This window comes from Chromatiales bacterium, from assembly GCA_024234935.1.
GTDB lineage: Bacteria > Pseudomonadota > Gammaproteobacteria > Steroidobacterales.
The window spans coordinates 751,759-770,370 of the sequence record JACKNI010000001.1; the positions used below are offsets into that span (position 1 = coordinate 751,759).

Annotated in this window: 17 protein-coding genes; 6 read left to right on the forward strand and 11 right to left on the reverse strand. The window is 60.7% G+C overall.

All coding sequences use genetic code 11. The annotated features are described in order from the left end of the window. Nucleotides 1-29: 29 nt before the first annotated feature. From uppS to rpsB, 5 genes are all read right to left on the reverse strand, one after another. Complete coding sequence (gene uppS, locus H6979_03625; GenBank protein ID MCP5138932.1) at nucleotides 30-779, reverse strand: di-trans,poly-cis-decaprenylcistransferase; 750 nt, start codon at nucleotides 777-779, stop codon at nucleotides 30-32. Nucleotides 780-814: 35 nt separating this feature from the next. Beyond that, complete coding sequence (gene frr / locus H6979_03630) at nucleotides 815-1,372, reverse strand: ribosome recycling factor (GenBank protein MCP5138933.1); 558 nt, start codon at nucleotides 1,370-1,372, stop codon at nucleotides 815-817. 24 nt (nucleotides 1,373-1,396) lie between these two features. Beyond that, nucleotides 1,397-2,119, reverse strand: coding sequence for a UMP kinase (locus tag H6979_03635; GenBank protein MCP5138934.1), 723 nt, complete (start codon nucleotides 2,117-2,119; stop codon nucleotides 1,397-1,399). A 150-nt stretch (nucleotides 2,120-2,269) separates the two neighbouring features. After that, nucleotides 2,270-3,148 carry an elongation factor Ts gene (locus H6979_03640; protein MCP5138935.1) on the reverse strand — a complete coding sequence of 293 codons (879 nt, stop codon included), beginning with the start codon at nucleotides 3,146-3,148 and terminating at the stop codon, nucleotides 2,270-2,272. 126 nt (nucleotides 3,149-3,274) lie between these two features. Next, the gene (gene rpsB / locus H6979_03645) at nucleotides 3,275-4,165 is read right to left on the reverse strand and encodes a 30S ribosomal protein S2 (GenBank protein MCP5138936.1); all 891 of its coding nucleotides are present in this window, start codon (nucleotides 4,163-4,165) and stop codon (nucleotides 3,275-3,277) included. Nucleotides 4,166-4,416: 251 nt separating this feature from the next. Here rpsB and map point away from each other — a divergent pair, with 251 nt between their 5' ends. Genes map through dapE form a run of 4 tightly spaced genes read left to right on the forward strand, consistent with a single transcriptional unit; the run spans nucleotide 4,417 to nucleotide 9,937 of the window. Further along, nucleotides 4,417-5,184 carry a type I methionyl aminopeptidase gene (map, locus tag H6979_03650; protein MCP5138937.1) on the forward strand — a complete coding sequence of 256 codons (768 nt, stop codon included), beginning with the start codon at nucleotides 4,417-4,419 and terminating at the stop codon, nucleotides 5,182-5,184. Then, the gene (gene glnD / locus H6979_03655; GenBank protein MCP5138938.1) at nucleotides 5,181-7,907 is read left to right on the forward strand and encodes a [protein-PII] uridylyltransferase; all 2,727 of its coding nucleotides are present in this window, start codon (nucleotides 5,181-5,183) and stop codon (nucleotides 7,905-7,907) included. Before map ends, glnD begins: the two co-directional genes overlap by 4 nt. After that, nucleotides 7,897-8,787, forward strand: coding sequence for a 2,3,4,5-tetrahydropyridine-2,6-dicarboxylate N-succinyltransferase (dapD, locus tag H6979_03660; protein MCP5138939.1), 891 nt, complete (start codon nucleotides 7,897-7,899; stop codon nucleotides 8,785-8,787). The genes glnD and dapD overlap by 11 nt, the downstream gene beginning before the upstream one ends. Nucleotides 8,788-8,791: 4 nt before the next feature. Further along, nucleotides 8,792-9,937, forward strand: coding sequence for a succinyl-diaminopimelate desuccinylase (gene dapE, locus H6979_03665; protein MCP5138940.1), 1,146 nt, complete (start codon nucleotides 8,792-8,794; stop codon nucleotides 9,935-9,937). Between the two features lie 13 nt (nucleotides 9,938-9,950). Here the strand turns inward: dapE and H6979_03670 are convergent, their stop codons facing one another. Next, nucleotides 9,951-10,466: a disulfide bond formation protein B gene (locus H6979_03670; protein MCP5138941.1), complete on the reverse strand. Its 516-nt coding sequence runs from the start codon at nucleotides 10,464-10,466 to the stop codon at nucleotides 9,951-9,953. Between the two features lie 55 nt (nucleotides 10,467-10,521). Continuing rightward, entirely contained in the window at nucleotides 10,522-11,205 is a 684-nt protein-coding gene (gene tsaB / locus H6979_03675) for a tRNA (adenosine(37)-N6)-threonylcarbamoyltransferase complex dimerization subunit type 1 TsaB (GenBank protein ID MCP5138942.1), read from the reverse strand. A gap of 157 nt (nucleotides 11,206-11,362) precedes the next feature. Here tsaB and H6979_03680 point away from each other — a divergent pair, with 157 nt between their 5' ends. Next, complete coding sequence (locus H6979_03680; GenBank protein ID MCP5138943.1) at nucleotides 11,363-13,105, forward strand: phosphoenolpyruvate carboxykinase (GTP); 1,743 nt, start codon at nucleotides 11,363-11,365, stop codon at nucleotides 13,103-13,105. 46 nt (nucleotides 13,106-13,151) lie between these two features. On the opposite strand, the gene H6979_03685 is transcribed toward H6979_03680, so the two are convergent. The 3 genes from H6979_03685 to dusA form a co-directional block, all read right to left on the reverse strand. Next, nucleotides 13,152-14,063: an adenylate/guanylate cyclase domain-containing protein gene (locus H6979_03685; GenBank protein MCP5138944.1), complete on the reverse strand. Its 912-nt coding sequence runs from the start codon at nucleotides 14,061-14,063 to the stop codon at nucleotides 13,152-13,154. 93 nt (nucleotides 14,064-14,156) lie between these two features. Beyond that, entirely contained in the window at nucleotides 14,157-14,975 is an 819-nt protein-coding gene (locus H6979_03690; protein ID MCP5138945.1) for a class I SAM-dependent methyltransferase, read from the reverse strand. A gap of 20 nt (nucleotides 14,976-14,995) precedes the next feature. Further along, nucleotides 14,996-15,994 carry a tRNA dihydrouridine(20/20a) synthase DusA gene (gene dusA / locus H6979_03695; GenBank protein ID MCP5138946.1) on the reverse strand — a complete coding sequence of 333 codons (999 nt, stop codon included), beginning with the start codon at nucleotides 15,992-15,994 and terminating at the stop codon, nucleotides 14,996-14,998. Nucleotides 15,995-16,119: 125 nt separating this feature from the next. Between dusA and galE the strand changes: the two genes are divergently transcribed. Next, nucleotides 16,120-17,130, forward strand: coding sequence for a UDP-glucose 4-epimerase GalE (galE, locus tag H6979_03700; GenBank protein ID MCP5138947.1), 1,011 nt, complete (start codon nucleotides 16,120-16,122; stop codon nucleotides 17,128-17,130). A gap of 14 nt (nucleotides 17,131-17,144) precedes the next feature. Here the strand turns inward: galE and prsR are convergent, their stop codons facing one another. Further along, nucleotides 17,145-18,515 carry a PEP-CTERM-box response regulator transcription factor gene (gene prsR / locus H6979_03705; protein MCP5138948.1) on the reverse strand — a complete coding sequence of 457 codons (1,371 nt, stop codon included), beginning with the start codon at nucleotides 18,513-18,515 and terminating at the stop codon, nucleotides 17,145-17,147. Nucleotides 18,516-18,612: the final 97 nt, after the last annotated feature.

An 18,612-nucleotide genomic window follows, 5' to 3' on the forward strand; every position in this document is an offset into this window, starting at 1 on the left:
TGTCCGGAGCGCACGCCCCGCGGCGGTACTCAATCGCCGATGGCCTCGAGCTGCCCGGTGACACCACCAAAGCGCCTCTGCCTGTGACTGAATGCGTCCAGTACCGCCACCAGTTCCTCCGCGTTGAAATCCGGCCAGAGGGTATCAGTGAAATGCAGCTCGGTATAAGCCAGATCCCACAGCAGAAAATTCGAAATACGCCGCTCACCACCGGTACGTATCAGCAGATCAGGAGCCGGCAGACCCGCCAGGGCACGATGGCGGTCGATCAGTGACTCGTCGATATCAGCAGGATCGAGATCGCCGGATCTCAGTTTCTGACCAATCCGCCGCACGGCCTGAACCATATCCCACTGGCCGCCATAGGCGACTGCAAGCACGAGCGTCATACGCGAGTTCGCCGCAGTCCGAGCCTCGGCATCGGCCATGCGCTTGCGCAAGATCGTCGGCAGGCTGTCACGTGCACCGATAAAGCGCAGCTGTATGCCGTTTTCATGCAGGGCATCGACCTCGCGCTGCAGCACCTCGACGAACAGACGCATGAGTGCATCGACCTCGCCCGGAGGCCGCTTCCAGTTTTCGCTGCTGAAGGCAAAAAGCGTCAGCACCTTTACATGCTGGGCGGCACAAGCCTCGATGACAGCGCGAGCGGCCTTGACGCCGGCACGGTGGCCAGCGTGACGGGGGCGCCCATGCGCGGTGGCCCAGCGCCCGTTCCCGTCCATGATCATGGCCACGTGGGCAGGCAGTACAGCCTGGAATTTATTGCTGCTGGTCATCGACGCTCAGATCTGTCTCAGAAGTTCCATAACTATCAGAACTCCATGATTTCCTTCTGTTTATCCTCAGAGATCTTCTCGATCTCAGCGACATGCTTGTCGGTAATCTCCTGGATCATCGCCTCGCCCTGATGCTCCTGATCCTCGTTGATCAGCTTGTCTTTCAGCAGTTCCTTGATGTCGTTGATGGCATCGCGCCTGACATTGCGTATGGCAACCCGGCCCTGCTCGGCTTCCTGGCGAACCAGCTTCGCAAGGTCCCGTCGCCGTTCTTCGGTAAGCACCGGCAGCGGCACACGGATCACCATGCCGGCACTGCGCGGCGTCAGGCCGAGATTCGCACTCATGATGGCTTTTTCTATCACCGCCACCATCGATTTTTCCCAAGGCGTCACCGTCAGCGTGCGGGAATCTTCGATGGCAACGTTCGCGGTCTGCGTCAGCGGAACGCTGGTGCCGTAGTAATCAACGGTCAGGTGTTCGAGCAGGCTCGGGTGCGCGCGGCCGGTGCGGAGCTTTCGCAGGCCCTGCGACATTGCCACAACGCATTTGGCCATGCGCTGATCAGCATCCTTTCTGATCTCATCGATCACGACATAACCTCCGGACTACACGATCTACTCTGTAATCAGAGTGCCCACATTCTCGCCGCGAGCGAGACGCACCAGCTCCCCGGCTCCGTTCAGATTGAAAACACGGATCGGCACATGATTCTCACGGCACATGACAACCGCCGTGGTATCCATGACGTTGAGCTTGTCGCTGATCACCTGGTCAAAGTTCAGCCGGTCGTAGCGCACTGCCTTGGGATCCTTGACAGGATCGGCCGTATAGACCCCATCGACCTTGGTGCCCTTGACCAGCACATCGGCATCGATCTCAATGGCACGCAATGCCGCAGCGGTGTCGGTCGTGAAAAACGGGTTGCCTGTGCCTGCCGCAAAGATCGTCACCCGTCCTTTTTCGAGGTGACGGATTGCGCGGCGCCGGATGTAGTCTTCGCAGACTTCGTGGATCTGCAAGGCCGACATCACCCGGGCATGCGTACCGATACGCTCGAGGGCGTCCTGCAAGGCAAGTGAATTGATGACCGTTGCGAGCATCCCCATATGGTCACCGGTGACCCGGTCCATACCCGCCCGGGCGAGGCCCGCGCCGCGGAAAATATTGCCACCACCGATAACGATGCCAAGCTGCACCCCAAGGGCGACAACCTCTTTCAGCTCGGCTGCTACCCGGGCCAGCACAGCGGGATCAATGCCGTAATCCCCACCGCCCATAAGTACCTCACCGCTGAGTTTCAGCAGGATGCGCCGGTAGAGCAGAAGGGTCTCATTCATGCGATCAGAACCGTGCGATGTCGATTGAAGGGCTGGTGCAAAACCCGGTTGATTCTACCGGATTTGCTGCCCTGCGATGTTAACAGCAGGACAGGCTTGCGACGTACCGCACAGCTGGCCGGAAATGCGATCGGCCGATCATGAAGTGGCTCAGCCCCCCGAATGCATGGCAGCGACTGCTTCAGCGATGTTTTCCGACTTCTTCTCGATCCCCTCGCCCACCTCAAGACGCACAAAACTCTTTACGGTGGCGCCACGTTGCTTGAGCAGTTTCTCGATGGAAATATCCGGGTCCTTGACGAAGGACTGGCCAAGCAAAACGATTTCATTCAGATACTTGCGCAGCCGACCCTCGACCATCTTGGCGACGATCTCGGGCGGCTTGCCCTCACCCTGGGCCTGCTCGGAGAGGATCCGGCGCTCGTTGGCGCGAATCTCTTCGGGCACATCGTCAGCTGACAGGAAGCGCGGGCTGCTCGCAGCGATATGCATCGCCAGATCCTTGCCGAGATCCGCATCACCACCAACCACATCGACAAGCACGCCGATCCGCGTACCGTGAAAATAGGTGCCCAGCTGTCCGGCTGGCCGGACATAGTCAAAGCGGCGCACACCGATGTTTTCACCGATCTTGGCAACCAGGTCCCGCCGGGTTTCCTCGAGCGTCCGTCCGTCAGCGGCTGCGAGCGCCATCAGTTCATCGACCGTCCCGGGCTGCTTTGCGGCTGCCATCTCAACGGCTGCCTGCGCAAAGCGCTGAAAGTTGTCGTCTTTGGCAACGAAATCCGTTTCGCAGTTGACCTCCATGATAGCGGTCACATCGCCACCGGGGCTGACTGCCATCATGACCTGTCCTTCGGCGGCGATCCGTCCGGCCTTCTTGTCGGCTTTAGCCTGACCGCGGGTACGCAGAAGTTCTTGTGCCGCATCGATCGCACCATCGGCATCGATCAACGCCTTCTTGCACTCCATCATGCCGGCGCCAGTGCGCTCGCGCAGTTCCTTGACGAGACTTGCGGCAATCGTCATCACGACTCTCCAGATTCATAAACAGCGGCCCCTGCAATACACGAGGCCTGGCTGGTGCCCGTAAGGCACCGGAAAAACTTCCGGGCTGCACAAGCAGCCCGGCATGGAGCAGGCAGGCCTATGGAATCAGGCCTCTGCTTCCGTCTGATCGCCTGGCGACGCGGCATCGGCTGCCGCTTCTTCCGGCTCGGCCTTTGCAGCCGGACCCGGTGCTGCAACCGGTTTCCGTGCCGGCCGCCTGGCTGCACCGGCCCGCTTGCCATCGGGGTTTGCCCGGGGACGCCCGTCGGCATCAAGTTCGACAAAATCGTCTTCGCCGACCGGCAGGGCCGGAATTGCCGACTGGCCGGCGATTACCGCGTCCGCAATCGCGATTGAATAGAGTTCGGCGGCCCGCATTGCGTCATCGTTACCGGGCACCATGTACTGGACACCATCGGGCGAAGAATTGGTGTCAACAATACCTACAACGGGAATGCCCAGCTTGTTGGCCTCATGAACCGCGATCTTTTCATGACCGACATCGATCACGAAAATCGCATCCGGCAGCGACGCCATGCTTTTCACGCCCCCCAGGCTGCGCTCAAGCTTTTCACGCTCACGCCGACGCTCAAGAACCTCTTTCTTGGTCAGACGCGTGAAAGTGCCGTCCTCTTCCATCGCATCGAGTTCCTCGAGGCGCTTGATGGACTGCTTGATTGTCTTGAAGTTGGTCAGCGTACCGCCCAGCCACCGGTGACTGACATGGGGCATACCACAGCGGGTCGCCTGCGCCTTTACTGATTCGCTGGCCGAACGCTTGGTACCGACAAACAGCACCTTGCCGCCATTCGCCGCAAGCGAACTGACGAAGTTCGCCGCCTTGCGAAACATCGGTACCGTATGTTCGAGATTGATGATGTGGATGTTGTTGCGGGCGCCGAAAATATACGGGCCCATCTTCGGATTCCAGTAGCGAGTCTGGTGGCCAAAATGCACACCGGCCTCGAGCATCTGGCGCATGCTCACGTCAGTCATGGGAACTCCTCACAGTTTGGGTTCGAACCTCCGCGAACCCCATCCGGCAACCCTGGCTCCGCAGCAGGATTCCTGTACTGGAATCCCGACTTGGTTGGAGGGCACCCCGCCGGACGTGTCGGAACGCGTGTGGATTTCGTTGCCTCTAGGGCGCGCGCTTTATACCATACCGGGTTAGCGGCAACAACGCGCTCGCAGGGTCGTTCCTCTTCATTTGCCGGGGCCCGGCTCAGGGCTGCAGAAAGGAACGCATGGCCATTTCAATCAAGACCCCGGCTGAACAGGACGCAATGCGGCTGGCAGGGCGGCTCACCGCAGACGTCCTGGACATGATCGGGCCTTATGTACAGCCCGGGGTCAGCACAGACGAGATCGACCGCATCTGTCACGATTTTATTGTCAACGTGCAGCATGCGATACCCGCCCCCCTGAACTACCGCGGCTTCCCGAAATCCATCTGTACCTCGGTCAATCATGTGGTTTGCCACGGCATTCCGGGCGACCGGGTCCTGAAAAGCGGCGATATCGTCAATGTGGATATCACGGTCATCAAGGATGGCTTCCATGGTGACAGCAGCCGGATGTTCTTCGTGGGCAAGAGTACGGTGCAGGGCGAGCGGGTCGTACGTGCTTCCTATGAAGGGCTCTGGAAGGGCATCGCGCAGGCCAGGCCGGGTAACCGCCTCGGCGATATCGGCCATGCCATCCAGACTTTTGTCGAGGCCCAGGATCTCAGTATCGTGCGTGAATACTGCGGCCATGGCATTGGTCGCGTCTTTCATGAAGATCCGCAGGTACTGCACTACGGTGAGCCGAACACCGGGCTCGAACTGCGCCCGGGGCAGACATTCACCATCGAACCGATGGTGAATATAGGCAAACGGCATGTCAGGCTGCTGCCAGATGGCTGGACGGTAGTCACGCGCGATCATTCACTGTCCGCCCAGTGGGAGCACACAATCCTGATCACTGACAACGGGTGCGAAGTCCTGACTCTCGGCGCCAACGAGCAGCGATGAACGAATCCGCCACCCTGCCCATTGTCCTGACTGACGAGGCCCGGGAACTGGCCGCGAGCATCCTTAGCGCTGACGGCAGCGCCATCGACTGGACAAAGGTGTCCACCCTGCCCTGTCAGCCGGACAAGAACCCGGACACCCTGTTGCTGCAGCTCCGCCATATCCTTGCCTGCGGCAGCGCCGCACTCAAACAGCGCTTCCTGGCCGGTGAAAATACCGGGCAACTCATCGCCGACCGGGCCAGGCTTGTCGATCTCGTCATCTGCAGCGCCTGGCGAGGCAGTACAGGTAGCGACCATGCCGGTTGCGCACTTGTGGCAGTCGGCGGTTACGGTCGGGGAGAACTGCACCCCTGCTCGGACGTCGACCTGCTGGTACTCATGCCGCCAGAAACGGCGGGTCCGGTCCGTGATGGCTTGTCAACATTCCTGACCCTGCTTTGGGATGCGGGCATCGAGATCCGGCACAGTGTGCGCAACGCCCAGCAGTGCCGACAGGACGCTGAACACGATCTCACCGTCCTCACGACGCTGATGGAATCCCGCCTGCTGCTTGGGCCGGAAAAACTGTTACAGAGCATGCGGGCCGCTATCTCACCGGAAAACATCTGGTCATCGCGCGATTTTTTCGAAGGCAAACTGCGGGAACAGCAGGCCCGCCATCACCGCTATGACGACACCGTCCATAACCTGGAACCGGATGTCAAAGGCAGTCCGGGCGGATTACGCGACATCCACACGATCGCCTGGATCGCACGCCGTGAGTTCGGCAGTGAAAATCTCGAAGACCTGGTCAGGCGCGGTTTTCTCAGTGCTCCAGAGCTTCGCCTTCTCCTTCAGGGCCGGGAGTTTCTCTGGCGCATCCGTTTCGCCTTGCATCTGCTTACCGGTCGGCACGAGGACCGCCTGCTGTTCGATCATCAGGCACGCATTGCGCAGTTGTTCGGCTACCAGGATGCCACCTATATGCTGGCTGTCGAGCAGCTCATGCAGCGCTACTACCGCACAGTCATGGACCTGAGCCGGCTCAACGAGATGAGCCTGCAACAGTTTCAGGAAGCGATTCTCAGCAGCCCGGATACGCCCGTCGAAGCCGTCAACGACCGCTTCCAGGTCCGCAACGGTTTCCTGCAGGTCACTGCGGATGATGTTTTCGACAACACACCGTCCGCCCTGCTGGAACTTTTTCTCATCCTGCAGCAGCACCCCGAACTGAAGGGTGTAAGCGCAGGAACCATTTCACTGGTACGGCGCAGCCTGAATCTGATCGACGATGGCTTTCGCCAGGATCCGCGCAACCAACGGCTTTTCCTGCAGATCCTGCGCGCCAAGGAAGGCGTAACGCACGAACTGCGGCGCATGAACCGCTATGGCGTACTCGGCCGCTACGTTGCCGCCTTTGGCCGCATCGTCGGCCGCATGCAGTACGACCTCTTTCATGCCTATACCGTCGACGAGCACACACTGTTCGTGGTCAGCAATCTGCGGCGCTTTGCACTGTCCCGGTACGATCATGAATATCCGCGCTGCTCGGAAATCATGCGCTCGCTGCCCGCACCGGAACTCGCCTACCTCGCCGGACTCTTTCATGACATCGCCAAGGGGCGCGGTGGCGACCATTCCGAACTTGGCGCACTGGATGCCGAATCCTTCGTCCTTGAGCACGGAATGAGCCGATACGACGCCAGACTGGTTGCGTGGCTCGTCCGCCACCATCTGAGCCTGTCGCTGACCGCGCAGAAACGCGACATCAGCGATCCCGCGATCATCAGCGAATTTGCCGCGCTCGTCGGCGACGAGGTCCACCTGGACTATCTGTATTTGCTCACCGTTGCCGATGTCCGTGGCACCAACCCGAAACTGTGGAACTCATGGAAAGCACAGCTCTTTGAGGAGCTGTACAACCAGGCAAAGCGGGCCCTGCGCCGCGGACTCGAAAACCCGATCGACCGCGACGAGCTGGTTGCCGAACGCAAGGCTGCCGCACGGATCCTGCCCGCGGCAGCCAGCATCCCCGCAGCACGGCTCGAAGAGATCTGGGCCGAACTGGGCGACGAGTATTTTCTGCGCTACTACCCGGAGGAGATTGCCTGGCACACGCGGCTGCTCGCCGCACGCGAGGACGAAGGCCGCCGGGTACTGGTCGGCATCCAGGATGAAGCCTCTCGTGCCGGCACCTCGGTGATTACCTACGCGCCACAGGATCGCTATACCTTTGCGATTGCCACCGCCGTCCTCGACGAACTCGGCCTCAACATCGCGGACGCGCGGATTATCCGGCTCAACAACGGTTTCCGCCTGTCGACCTACGTGGTACTCGAAAGCGGTGAACACATTCTGGACAGCGACCGGCGCGAACAGATCAGACAGCGCCTGGAACAGGCGATAACGGCCGGCGAAACCAGAGGCCTGAAAGTGACCCGGCGCCCGCCACGGCAGGTACGGATGTTCACCACCCCGACCCTGGTCAGCTTTGGAAGCGATGACATCAATAACAGGACCGTCATCGAGATCGTTGCGAGCGACCGGCCGGGACTGCTGGGCCAGATCGGGCAGGTACTGCGCAACCATGAGGTGGGCATTCAGGCTGCCAAGATACTCACCGTGGGCGAACGGGCCGAGGACGTCTTTTATGTCACCGACCCGAACGGCAACCCGCTGACCGATGCTGCCTGCGAGCAGATCGAAGCAGCCCTGATTCTCGCCCTCGACAATGGCAGCTAGGACGGCAGCCCGCATATTCTTCAAACATCTACAGCTGGAACTCATCGTGAACAAAGACACAGACACACTCAGCACAATCATCGACAAGGCGTTCGACGATCGCGCCTCGCTCGATCTGCAGAATCCGCCACCGGCGATCCGTACGGCCGTTCAGACCGCCATCGACATGCTCGATCGCGGCACAGCGCGTGTGGCTGAGAAAACCGCCGGGGGATGGGTTGTCCACCAGTGGCTCAAGAAAGCCGTGTTGCTGCACTTCGGTATCGAACGGAATGTCCGCATCGAAGCCGGCTTTACCGATTTCTATGACAAGGTACCGATGAAGTACGCCAACTGCAGCCAGGAGGCATTTGCCGCAGGCGGAGCACGCGTGGTACCGGGTGCGATCGTCAGGCGCGGTGCGCATATTGCCCGTGACGTGATCCTGATGCCGTCGTTCGTGAATATCGGGGCATTTGTGGACAGCGGCACCATGGTGGACACCTGGGTGACGGTCGGCAGCTGCGCGCAAATCGGGCGCAAAGTGCATCTCTCGGGCGGCGTGGGCATCGGTGGTGTGCTGGAGCCCCTGCAGGCCAATCCGACCATCATCGAAGACAACTGTTTCATCGGTGCGCGATCCGAGATCGTCGAAGGCGTGGTCGTCGAAGAAGGGGCCGTCATCTCGATGGGGGTCTTCATCGGCCAGAGCACCCGCATCTATGATCGCGAGAAGGACGAGATCCTGTACGGACGGGTACCGGCCGGAGCCGTGGTCGTACCCGGAACGCTGCCCTCGGGCAAAGGCTCCTGCAGTCTGTATTGTGCGGTAATCGTCAAGCGCGTGGATGCGAAGACACGCGCCAAAACCTCCCTTAACGAGCTGTTGAGAACAGACTGAGCGCATGACATTCACCAGGGACAGTACGCTCGATTTTGCCTGCGAACTGCTGCGCAGGCCGTCGATTACGCCCGCTGACGAAGGCTGCCAGTCGCTCATTGCCGAGCGGCTCGCCACAGCCGGCTTCAGCGTCGAACACCTGCAGTTTGGCGAAGTCAGCAATCTCTGGGCACGTCACGGCCAGGGCAGCCCGGTACTCTGCTTTGCAGGCCATACCGACGTGGTGCCAGCCGGACCGGCACAGGACTGGCAGACCGATCCCTTCGTACCGGAAATCCGCGATGGCATCCTCTATGCCCGCGGCGCCGCCGACATGAAGGCGAGTCTGGCCGCCATGGTGGATGCCGCAACAGACTTCACGGCAGCTCATCCCGGACACAAGGGCTCGATTGCGTTCCTGATTACCAGCGATGAAGAAGGCCGTGCCCAGGATGGCACAAAGCGCGTCATGCAGTGGCTTGCCGGGCGCGGTGAGCGGATTGACTGGTGCGTCATCGGCGAGCCGTCCGGGAAAGAACGCCTTGGGGATACCGTGCGCGTAGGCCGTCGCGGATCCCTGAGCGGCATACTGACGGTGCACGGGATCCCGGGGCATGTCGCCTACCCGCACATGATCAGCAACCCGATCCAGGCTTTTGCACCACTGCTGGCCCGCCTCTATTCGGAACCGGTCGATCAGGGCAACGAGTTTTTCCCGCCGTCCAGTTTTCAGGTCGTGAAGCTCGAAAGCATCGGCGATGCGGTCAACACCACTCCCGGTACGCTCAGTGCGCGCTTCAATTTCCGCTATTCAACCGTGTGGACACACCAGCGTCTCAGCGCACACATCGAAAAACTGTTTGCCGAATCCGGCATGAAATACACGCTGGACTGGCACCTGTCAGGCGAGCCGTTCCTGACACCGCCGGGCCAGCTCACCGACTCGGTCAGCGCAGCCATCACCAGCATCACCGGCATCACGCCAATACTGTCTACCGGCGGGGGAACATCGGACGGAAGGTTCATCGCGCCGAGCGGCGCTCATGTCATCGAGTTCGGCGCGGTCAACACGACGATCCACAAACCGAACGAACAGGTACCGGTCGCCGATATCGGCACCATGCGCGAGGTCTACCGGGAAATTTGCGCTCGGCTGCTGGGCCAGCCATAAGACGGGCCGGGCCTCAGCCGGTGCGTAGTGGCCAGCCTTTGCCACGCCAGTTCAGCACGACACCGCAGCTTCCGAGTACGGCCAGCGCAATCAGCACCCAGCCGGGCATGCTCAGGCCAAACAGCGTCCAGTCGACCTTGGCACACTCGCCGGAACCGGACAGCACCGTCATCAGCATCTCGCCGACCGGAAACGCCTCCAGCATGAAGTCCAGGCCCGGACCGCAGGCCGGCACCCGGTCGGGTGGCAAGGCCTGCAACCATAATTGCCGGCCGGCGACACCGCTGCCAGCCAGCGCCGTCAGGCCGATCAGGATCGCGTAGAAACGCCGCATCCGTGGTCCGGCGTCGTGTACGGCAGCGATCAGAAACAGGAGCCCGAGACAGATCACCGCAACACGCTGGAAGATACACAGCGGACAGGGCTCAAGGCCCAGCACCTGCTGCGCATACAAGGCAAAGACGATCAGCGCGGAACAGACCAGGAACCCGACCGTGTTTGCACCCCGCACCGTACTGAAGATATTCATGCCGCCGATCCTGTCACCCGTCCGGGAAATACCATCACAAACTGAACCCGGGCACTCACGATGTTACCCGGTCGCGCAGATAATTCGGCAGTGCGAGTGCCGGCGCAAGCGTCTGGCCGCGCAGGAACTTCGGCCAGGCCAGTGCGGCAACATCGGCCGCCGACGGCCGCAACTCCGCATCCAGCCCGGTCAGCACACCGGCAAACCGTTCACGCAATCCCGGATATGCAAGCCAGCCGGGCCCGGCCGCAAAGCATGAGGACAAGCTGGTACAGCTGATTTCCTCCGGCTGCACCAGCACATCATCCTGCAGGCTGCGCACACCAAACTCGTCGTCCGCTGCATAGACTGCAAAATAGACCTGCCCCATCCGCGCATCCAGACAACAGGCAACCGGGTGCCCCGCGGAAGCCCGGAATCCGGCCATCGCCAATGCGGCCAGCGTCGACACCGGTACCACAGGCAACTGCCGCGCAAAACCAAGAGCCTGCACCAGTGCTGCCGCGACCCGCACTCCCGTAAAGCTCCCGGGTCCGGCGCCAAAGGCCAGACAATCAAGCTGATCCAGGCTGGTGCCTGTTTCTTCAAGCAGTTCCTGAAGCCAGGTGTAGATCGCACGAGATGGCGTCTGCAGACCCTCCGCCACACGTACGGCGATCTGCGTTCCGTGTACCAGCGCGAGGCTCGGGAAGTCGGTGGCCGTCTCGACAGCCAGGCAGCAAAAATGCGGATCCTTCACTGCCCTGCTTTCAAACAGCCATACATTCAGGTAACCGGAACGGTCGGGGAACAGATGTGGGTCAGTATAGGCGATCCCTGATCTGTATAATCGCCCACCAATCCCGCCTGCCGCCTCCTTGCCGGCGCGATTACTTCACAATAATCAAGGATATGTGATGACCACAAGTAATACCGCATTGCGCGGCTGGGTGGACTCGGTTGCTGCCCTGACGAAGCCGGCAAGAATTCACTGGTGCGACGGATCGGAGGCCGAATATCTCGGCCTGATCGCGGAGATGCAAAAGACCGGCGACCTCGTCGCCCTCAACCAGAAAACCTATCCGAACTGCTATTTGCATCGCTCCAACCCTTCAGACGTGGCGCGCGTCGAACACCTGACCTTTGTCTGCACCACAGACCGCGACAATGCCGGCCCCAACAACAACTGGATGGCTCCCGATCAGGCCCATCAGAAAATGGATGGCTTGTTCGCCGGCGCAATGCAGGGGCGGACGCTGTACGTGATCCCCTACTGCATGGGTCCGATAGATTCCCCCTATTCCCGCTGTGGCGTGGAGATTACCGACAGCGCCTACGTCGCCGCCAACATGCAACTCATGACGCGCATGGGCAAGGCCGCCCTTGAGCGCATTGAGCGCGAAGGAACATTTGTACGCGGGCTGCACTCGACCGGTGACCTGGACCCGAACCGCCGCTTCATCATGCATTTTCCGGAAGAGCTGCTGATCCAGAGCATCGGCTCGGGTTACGGTGGCAATGCGCTGCTCGGCAAGAAATGCCACGCGCTGCGCATCGCCAGCTGGCAGGCCCGCCAGGAAGGCTGGCTTGCAGAACACATGCTGCTGGTCGAGATCGAGAATCCGGCTGGCGAGCGCTACTACATCGGCGCCGCCTTTCCTTCAGCCTGTGGCAAAACCAATCTTGCAATGCTCATACCGCCGCAATCGATGGCTGGCTGGAAGGTACGCACGCTGGGCGATGACATCGCGTGGCTGCACCTCGACGACGAAGGCCAGCTTCGTGCTATCAACCCGGAAGCGGGCTACTTCGGCGTGGTACCGGGCACCGGGCCGACCACCAATCGCAACGCCTACGACATGATCCGGCACGACACGATTTATACCAACGTCGCGATGACCGCCGACAAGGAGCCCTGGTGGGAAGGCAAGGGTGATGGCAAGCCGGCCTTCGACTGGCAAGGCCGCCCTTACGATGCGAAGAATGGCCCGGCAGCGCACCCGAATTCCAGATTCACGGTATCGGCACGACAGGGTTCGAGTTACTCGCCGCTTGCAGACGACCCCAAAGGCGTGCCCATCAGCGCGATCGTCTTCGGTGGCCGTCGCCGCGAACTGGCGCCACTGGTCTATCAGGGAAAGAGCTGGCGTCATGGCGTATTGATGGGCGCGGGCGTCGCTTCCGAAACCACCGCAGCGGCCACGGGTGCGGTCGGTGTGACCCGGCGTGACCCGATGGCCATGAAGCCCTTCTGCGGCTACAACTTCGGTGACTACTGGAAGCACTGGCTGAGCTTTGAAAAGCGCGCCAGGAAGCTGCCAGCGGTATTCCACGTGAACTGGTTCCGGCAGGACGACAGCGGACATTTCCTGTGGCCGGGCTTTGGCGACAACCTGCGCGTCATTCAGTGGATAACGGAACGCTGTTCAGGCAAGGTCGGCGCGCGCGAGACACCGATCGGTTTCCTGCCGCACAGCGCGGATATCGACAGCCGCGGCCTTGAGCTCAGGCCGGGTGCGCTCGACGCGCTGCTAAAGGTCGATGCCGCCCAGTGGCGGGCAGAGATGGCGTCCATTGAGAACTACATGAAGGAATTCGGTGAGCGGCTGCCGGCAGAATTGCTGGAAGAGCATCGCCGGGTGGTCAGGGATCTCGGCTGAGTGACAGACCGGCTTTGGCATGCGGGCGCAAGGCCCGCATCCGCTCTCAGCTTTCCACGCTGTATTCGATGGCCAGCGGTGTTCCGCGGGAAGCGACGCGCCCCATGCTGATCACGCCGCTGCCGGTCAGGACCGCACTGTCGCGACGCAGGTAGATCTCTTCCTTGCCATCCTGCTGAATGAAAGTCCCGTTCGTGCTTTCATCCACGAGTACAAACCTGTTTCTCGCCGCGTCCACGCGTGCGTGTATCCGCGAAATCAGGTTTCCCTTTATGACCACATCGTTTTCGTCGGCCCGGCCCATAGTGACGGTCGCCTTGCCCTCGTCACCAACGATGACTTCCTGATCACGAAAACGAAGATACAGGCGCGCATTGGTCACCGGCACCCGGTGGGCCGGATCAATCGACGGCAGCATGTTGGTTGCCTCTTCAGGCTGCCAAAGCACCTCGAATACAGCGACTTCGTCGGACTGCCCCTTGGGTGTGGCAACGTCAATCTGGCGCACCAGCGCCTTCCATTGCGGACTCAACTGCTCCACTACAGCGCTCGTCGTGAGAATCTGTCCCGCCTTCGCCTGCGATGTCATGCTGTTGGCGGTATGAACCGCAACACCGGAAATATCCCGCTCCTCAACCTGAACCGCCCCGTAGTGACAGCCGATGCGGATCGCAACATGCGTGCCCTGCGCGTCGATGCGCACCGTATTGCTGATGCGCTGCTGCATCTGGTTGGCCGCATTCAGGGCGTCGTCTGCAGACGGAAAGGTTGACATGGCTTCGTCGCCCATGGTCTTGATGACCGTGCCGCCGAAGTTCTCAGTGGCCTGCTTCATCACCTGCAGACACTGCTGGACCGTCTCGCGGGCTCGTTCGTCGCCGAGCTTCTCGTATAGCTGGGTGCTGCCGACCACGTCTGCAAACAGTATCGAAAGCTTCTTTTCGGCAGCTGCAGTCACACGTCACCCGGAACGCAATATGTCAAACGGCTGCAGGCAGTATATGCCATGACATGCCCGGCCAGACCAGTGTCCGGACCCGGGGGCGCCACATCAATACTCCGCCACGAGATAGGCCACCCAGCCGGCATCCGCATCACCTTTCGCTTCAGGTGTGAACTCCCCGTTACCGCGACCATCCTTCGCAGTTCCTTCCCACCAGACAGTGGTCTTCGAGAATCCTGCCTCCCCCAGCAGCTCTGTCAACTCCGGCAATGACCACAGGCGCCAGTCATAGGTGAATGCCTTGTCTATCCGCGAACCATCCGGAAACCGGAATCCGATATGGCACAGCACTTCCGATGTGACGGGAAAGTATTTTTCCTGATGCCATACATAGGTGAAGCCGCGATGTGCGGTCGTTTCACGAAGCTCGCGATAGGCGTCGTATCCACCGTAGGCATCCAGAAAGAAAATACCATCCTTGACCAGCGAACGCCGGACACGGCGGAAATACCGCAGCATCTGTGCACGTGTCTTGAAGATCCAGTAACTGAAATTGAAGGCAGCGACCGCATCGAAGCCTGTGGCACGGACTTTGGTGACGTCGGCCTGAAGCAACTCAAGCCGCCCCCGCTCCGAGGGCTTGAGCCGGTCGACATTTCGCTTCCGCCCCCAGTCCAGTACGGCCGCATCCAGATCAACGCCCGTCGCATGCATGGACCGACCCAGACTCACCCACTGGCAGGCCACGCTTGCCGTACCGCAAAAATCCTCACGCAGCTTGTGTGGCGACCGGCCACGGACCTGCCGGAAAGTATCCACGACAAACTCGCATTCCGACTCGGCACACTGTACAGCCTTCTCGTAATACTCATGCAGGTCTGCATTCTGGGCGATGCTTTGCTTGCCCGTATTTCTCCGCTCCGCCATCCGTGATCAACTCCTGTATGTCAAAAACCCGCATCATCGCCGGTCACCATCTTCAAGGACTCAAGCAGCAACTCCGGCCCCGCATCAACCGCACAGCCCCGGGTACTGAGAAAGCGACGCCATGCCCGCGCACCCGGCTGGCCATGATACAGGCCCAACATGTGACGAGTGATGTGGTGCAGGCGAACGCGCTCGCCTGTCTCCTGTCGCGCATAGCGTGCCATGGCGGCGACAACATCCCCCCGTGACGGCGGTTGCCACATGCCAGTCCGGTCAAGGACACCCGTCTCGACTGCCGTGAGCCAATAGGGATCTGCGTAGGCCTTGCGGCCGATCATCACACCGTCCACACCCGCTGCCAGGTGCGTCCTGATCGCAGCCAGGGTATCGATACCGCCATTCAGGATAATCCGCAAATCAGGAAAATCCGCCTTGAGACGGTACACCGTCGCATACAGCAACGGAGGGATCTCCCGGTTCTCTTTCGGCGACAGTCCGCTGAGCAGCGCTTTCCTGGCATGCACGACGAATGTCCGGCATCCGGCTGCTGAAACCTGCGAAATGAAATCATGCAGAAAACCATAGTCGTCGCGATCATCGATACCAATCCGCGTCTTTACCGTGACGGGCAGCCCGGACTCTGCCTGCATGGCTTGCACACAACGGGCCACGAGGCCCGGCGAACCCATCAGGCAGGCGCCGAAGGAACCCTCTGCGACCCGCGAACTCGGGCAGCCCACATTGAGGTTGATCTCGTCGTAGCCATAGGGCTCAGCCTTGCGGACAGCTGCGGCCAGCAATCGGGGATCACTGCCGCCCAGCTGCAGGGCGAGCGGATGTTCGGCCGGGTCGAAGCGCAGCAGCCTGTCGCAGTCACCATGCATGATCGCCGCTGCTGTCACCATCTCACTGTAAAGACGGACATGGGGACACAACAGGCGCAGGAAATACCGGCAGTGCCGGTCGGTACAGTCCATCATCGGCGCAACCGAGATGCGCCAGGGATCGACGCCCCGCATCTGTCCGGATGCGGCCGGGATTTCAGGAATCAGCTGCGTCATGGGGTCAGGCGACAGGCGTCACGGCCAGAATCCGGACCGGGCTATATAATTGACCGTTAACTCATTCATCACGGGATTCTGTCATGAGCAGTTCCACCAGCACCAGGGAAACCGTCCTCGTCAGCGGCGGCGCCGGATACATCGGCAGTCATGTGGTCAGACAGCTGTGCGAGGCCGGAAAAAAAGTAGTTGTGCTGGACGACTTGTCTACCGGATTCCGCTCGGCGGTACCGGAGGGAACGCTGGTAACCGGCAATACCGGCGACCGCGATCTGGTGACCGAACTGCTTGCCGGACACCGAATTTCCACCATTTTGCATTTCGCAGCACACACCATTGTTCCCGAGTCGGTAAGCGATCCGCTGAAGTACTACGGCAACAATACCTGCGCCACCCGCAACCTGCTCGAGTGCGCTGTCCGCGCTGGCGTAAAGCACTTCATCTTTTCATCAACGGCCGCAGTCTATGGGATTCCCGAAAACGGCATCGCCTCGGAAGATACGCCGACTGCACCGATCAACCCCTATGGCAGTTCGAAACTCATGAGCGAATGGATGCTCAGGGATGCCGATCTAGCCCACGCAATGCGCTATGTTTCCCTGCGATATTTCAATGTCGCAGGCGCGGATCCAGGCGGCAGGATCGGCCAGTCCACACGCAAGGCGACCCTGCTGACCAAGGTGGCGTGCGAGGCTGCTGTCGGCAAGCGGCCCCATGTTTCCATCTATGGCACTGACTACCCAACCCCGGACGGCACAGGCATACGCGACTATATCCATGTCGAGGATCTCGCCACGGCCCACCTCGACGCACTCCGTTATCTGCACGATGGCGGAAAGTCAGCCGTACTGAACTGCGGCTACGGACACGGCTACAGCGTGCGCGAGGTTCTTGCCGCGGTCGAACGCGTGAGCGGCCTCACGCTTGCAAAGAAAGAAGAACCCCGCCGCGCCGGCGACCCGCCGACGCTCGTAGCGGCCGCCGACCGGATTCGCTCCGTACTGGGGTGGAGCCCGCGCTTCGACGATCTGGACCTCATCGTCAGTACCGCACTGCGTTGGGAACAACGCCTGCTCAAACAACCGGCCGAGTAACCCCCTGGCGCGACTCAATGGTCCTTGTCGTGCTGAATCGCGTACTTGTCCAGCAGGTCATAGAGCGTCGGCCGCGTGATACCGAGTAACTGCGCCGCTTTGGAGATATTGCCCGCCGCATAAGCCAGCGCACTGTTTATCGCACGACTTTCCGCATCCTTGCGCACCTCACGCAGATTCAGGCTGGGTGTCTGCTCACCGTCAGCCGCAAGACCGAGGTCAGCTGCAGTAATGTAGCGCCCTTCGGCCATGATCACCGCACCCTTGATCTTGTTCTCCATCTCCCGGACATTGCCGGGCCAGGGGTAATTCTCTACGGCGTTCTGCCCGTCCGGACTGAAGCCGCGGAACTGGCGGTGGTACTGCAGCGCGAATCGTTCCAGCAGCGTCCGTGCCAGCAGCAGGCGGCAACCGCCGTCCCGTTCGCGCAATGGCGGAATCCGGATGGTGATCTCGCTGATCCGGTAATAGAGATCTTCACGAAACCGGTTCTCGCGAATCGCCACTTCAAGGTTCTGGTTCGTGGCGCAAACGACGCGCACGTCGACGGGAATCTCCTCCCGTCCGCCGACGCGCTCTACAACCCGCTCCTGCAAGAACCGCAGCAGCTTGGCCTGCAGTGGCAAAGGCATGTCGCCGATCTCGTCAAGAAACAGCGTACCGCCATCCGCGTGCTCGATCTTGCCAGGCGTTTGCCGCACAGCGCCGGTAAACGCGCCCCGCTCATAACCAAACAACTCGCTCTCGAGCAGGTTTTCCGGGATGGCCGCGCAGTTGATGGCGACAAAGCCCTTGTCGACCCGCGGACTCAATGAGTGCAGGGCCCGGGCCAGGACCTCTTTCCCGGTACCACTCTCACCGAGCAGCAGGGTCGTGGCATTCGTGGGTGCAACTTTCTCGACAATGCGGCAGACCTGCAGCATCGATTCGCTGGCGGCCACCACGCCATCCAGCGGTGACATGCCCTGCTTCTGCAAGAGCTTCTGGTTCTGCCGCTCCAGTTCGTGGATGTGGTAGGCGCGATCGACAATCAGCTGCAGCGTATCGGTATCGACCGGCTTCTGGTAGAAATCATAGGCACCGATCGCCACCGAACGAATGGCATTCTGCTGGTCGCCGTGACCGGTGACAACAATCACCTTGGTAGCAGGCACGAGCGCCAGAATTTCCTCGAGTGTGGCTATTCCTTCACTGACGCCTTCCGCATCCGGCGGCAGGCCCAGATCCTGCAGTACTACAGGCGGCTCATGACGACGCAGCTGTGCCAGCGCGCCGGCCCGGTCCTCGGCAACGATTACCTCATAGTCCGTGAAGCACCACTTGAGCTGACTCTGCAAGCCCGGGTCGTCCTCGACCACAAGAAGCTTCCTGCGCTGGTCTGTCAAAGATCTCTCCGCTGAAAACTGAAGCCCCGCGGCACATCCGGCCGGACAGGGTCAAACGCAACATAAACCCGGGTCATCATAACGCACGGGTCCGGCA

What these genes read in the sequence shown, in the direction of transcription:
- uppS (MCP5138932.1), bottom strand. Translation starts at nt 779, where the DNA reads ATGACCAGCAGCAATAAATTCCAGGCTGTACTGCCTGCCCACGTGGCC.
- H6979_03635 (MCP5138934.1), bottom strand. Translation starts at nt 2,119, where the DNA reads ATGAATGAGACCCTTCTGCTCTACCGGCGCATCCTGCTGAAACTCAGC.
- H6979_03640 (MCP5138935.1), bottom strand. Translation starts at nt 3,148, where the DNA reads ATGACGATTGCCGCAAGTCTCGTCAAGGAACTGCGCGAGCGCACTGGC.
- rpsB (MCP5138936.1), bottom strand. Translation starts at nt 4,165, where the DNA reads ATGACTGACGTGAGCATGCGCCAGATGCTCGAGGCCGGTGTGCATTTT.
- map (MCP5138937.1), top strand. Translation starts at nt 4,417, where the DNA reads ATGGCCATTTCAATCAAGACCCCGGCTGAACAGGACGCAATGCGGCTG.
- glnD (MCP5138938.1), top strand. Translation starts at nt 5,181, where the DNA reads ATGAACGAATCCGCCACCCTGCCCATTGTCCTGACTGACGAGGCCCGG.
- dapD (MCP5138939.1), top strand. Translation starts at nt 7,897, where the DNA reads ATGGCAGCTAGGACGGCAGCCCGCATATTCTTCAAACATCTACAGCTG.
- dapE (MCP5138940.1), top strand. Translation starts at nt 8,792, where the DNA reads ATGACATTCACCAGGGACAGTACGCTCGATTTTGCCTGCGAACTGCTG.
- H6979_03670 (MCP5138941.1), bottom strand. Translation starts at nt 10,466, where the DNA reads ATGAATATCTTCAGTACGGTGCGGGGTGCAAACACGGTCGGGTTCCTG.
- H6979_03680 (MCP5138943.1), top strand. Translation starts at nt 11,363, where the DNA reads ATGACCACAAGTAATACCGCATTGCGCGGCTGGGTGGACTCGGTTGCT.
- H6979_03690 (MCP5138945.1), bottom strand. Translation starts at nt 14,975, where the DNA reads ATGGCGGAGCGGAGAAATACGGGCAAGCAAAGCATCGCCCAGAATGCA.
- dusA (MCP5138946.1), bottom strand. Translation starts at nt 15,994, where the DNA reads ATGCGGGGCGTCGATCCCTGGCGCATCTCGGTTGCGCCGATGATGGAC.
- galE (MCP5138947.1), top strand. Translation starts at nt 16,120, where the DNA reads ATGAGCAGTTCCACCAGCACCAGGGAAACCGTCCTCGTCAGCGGCGGC.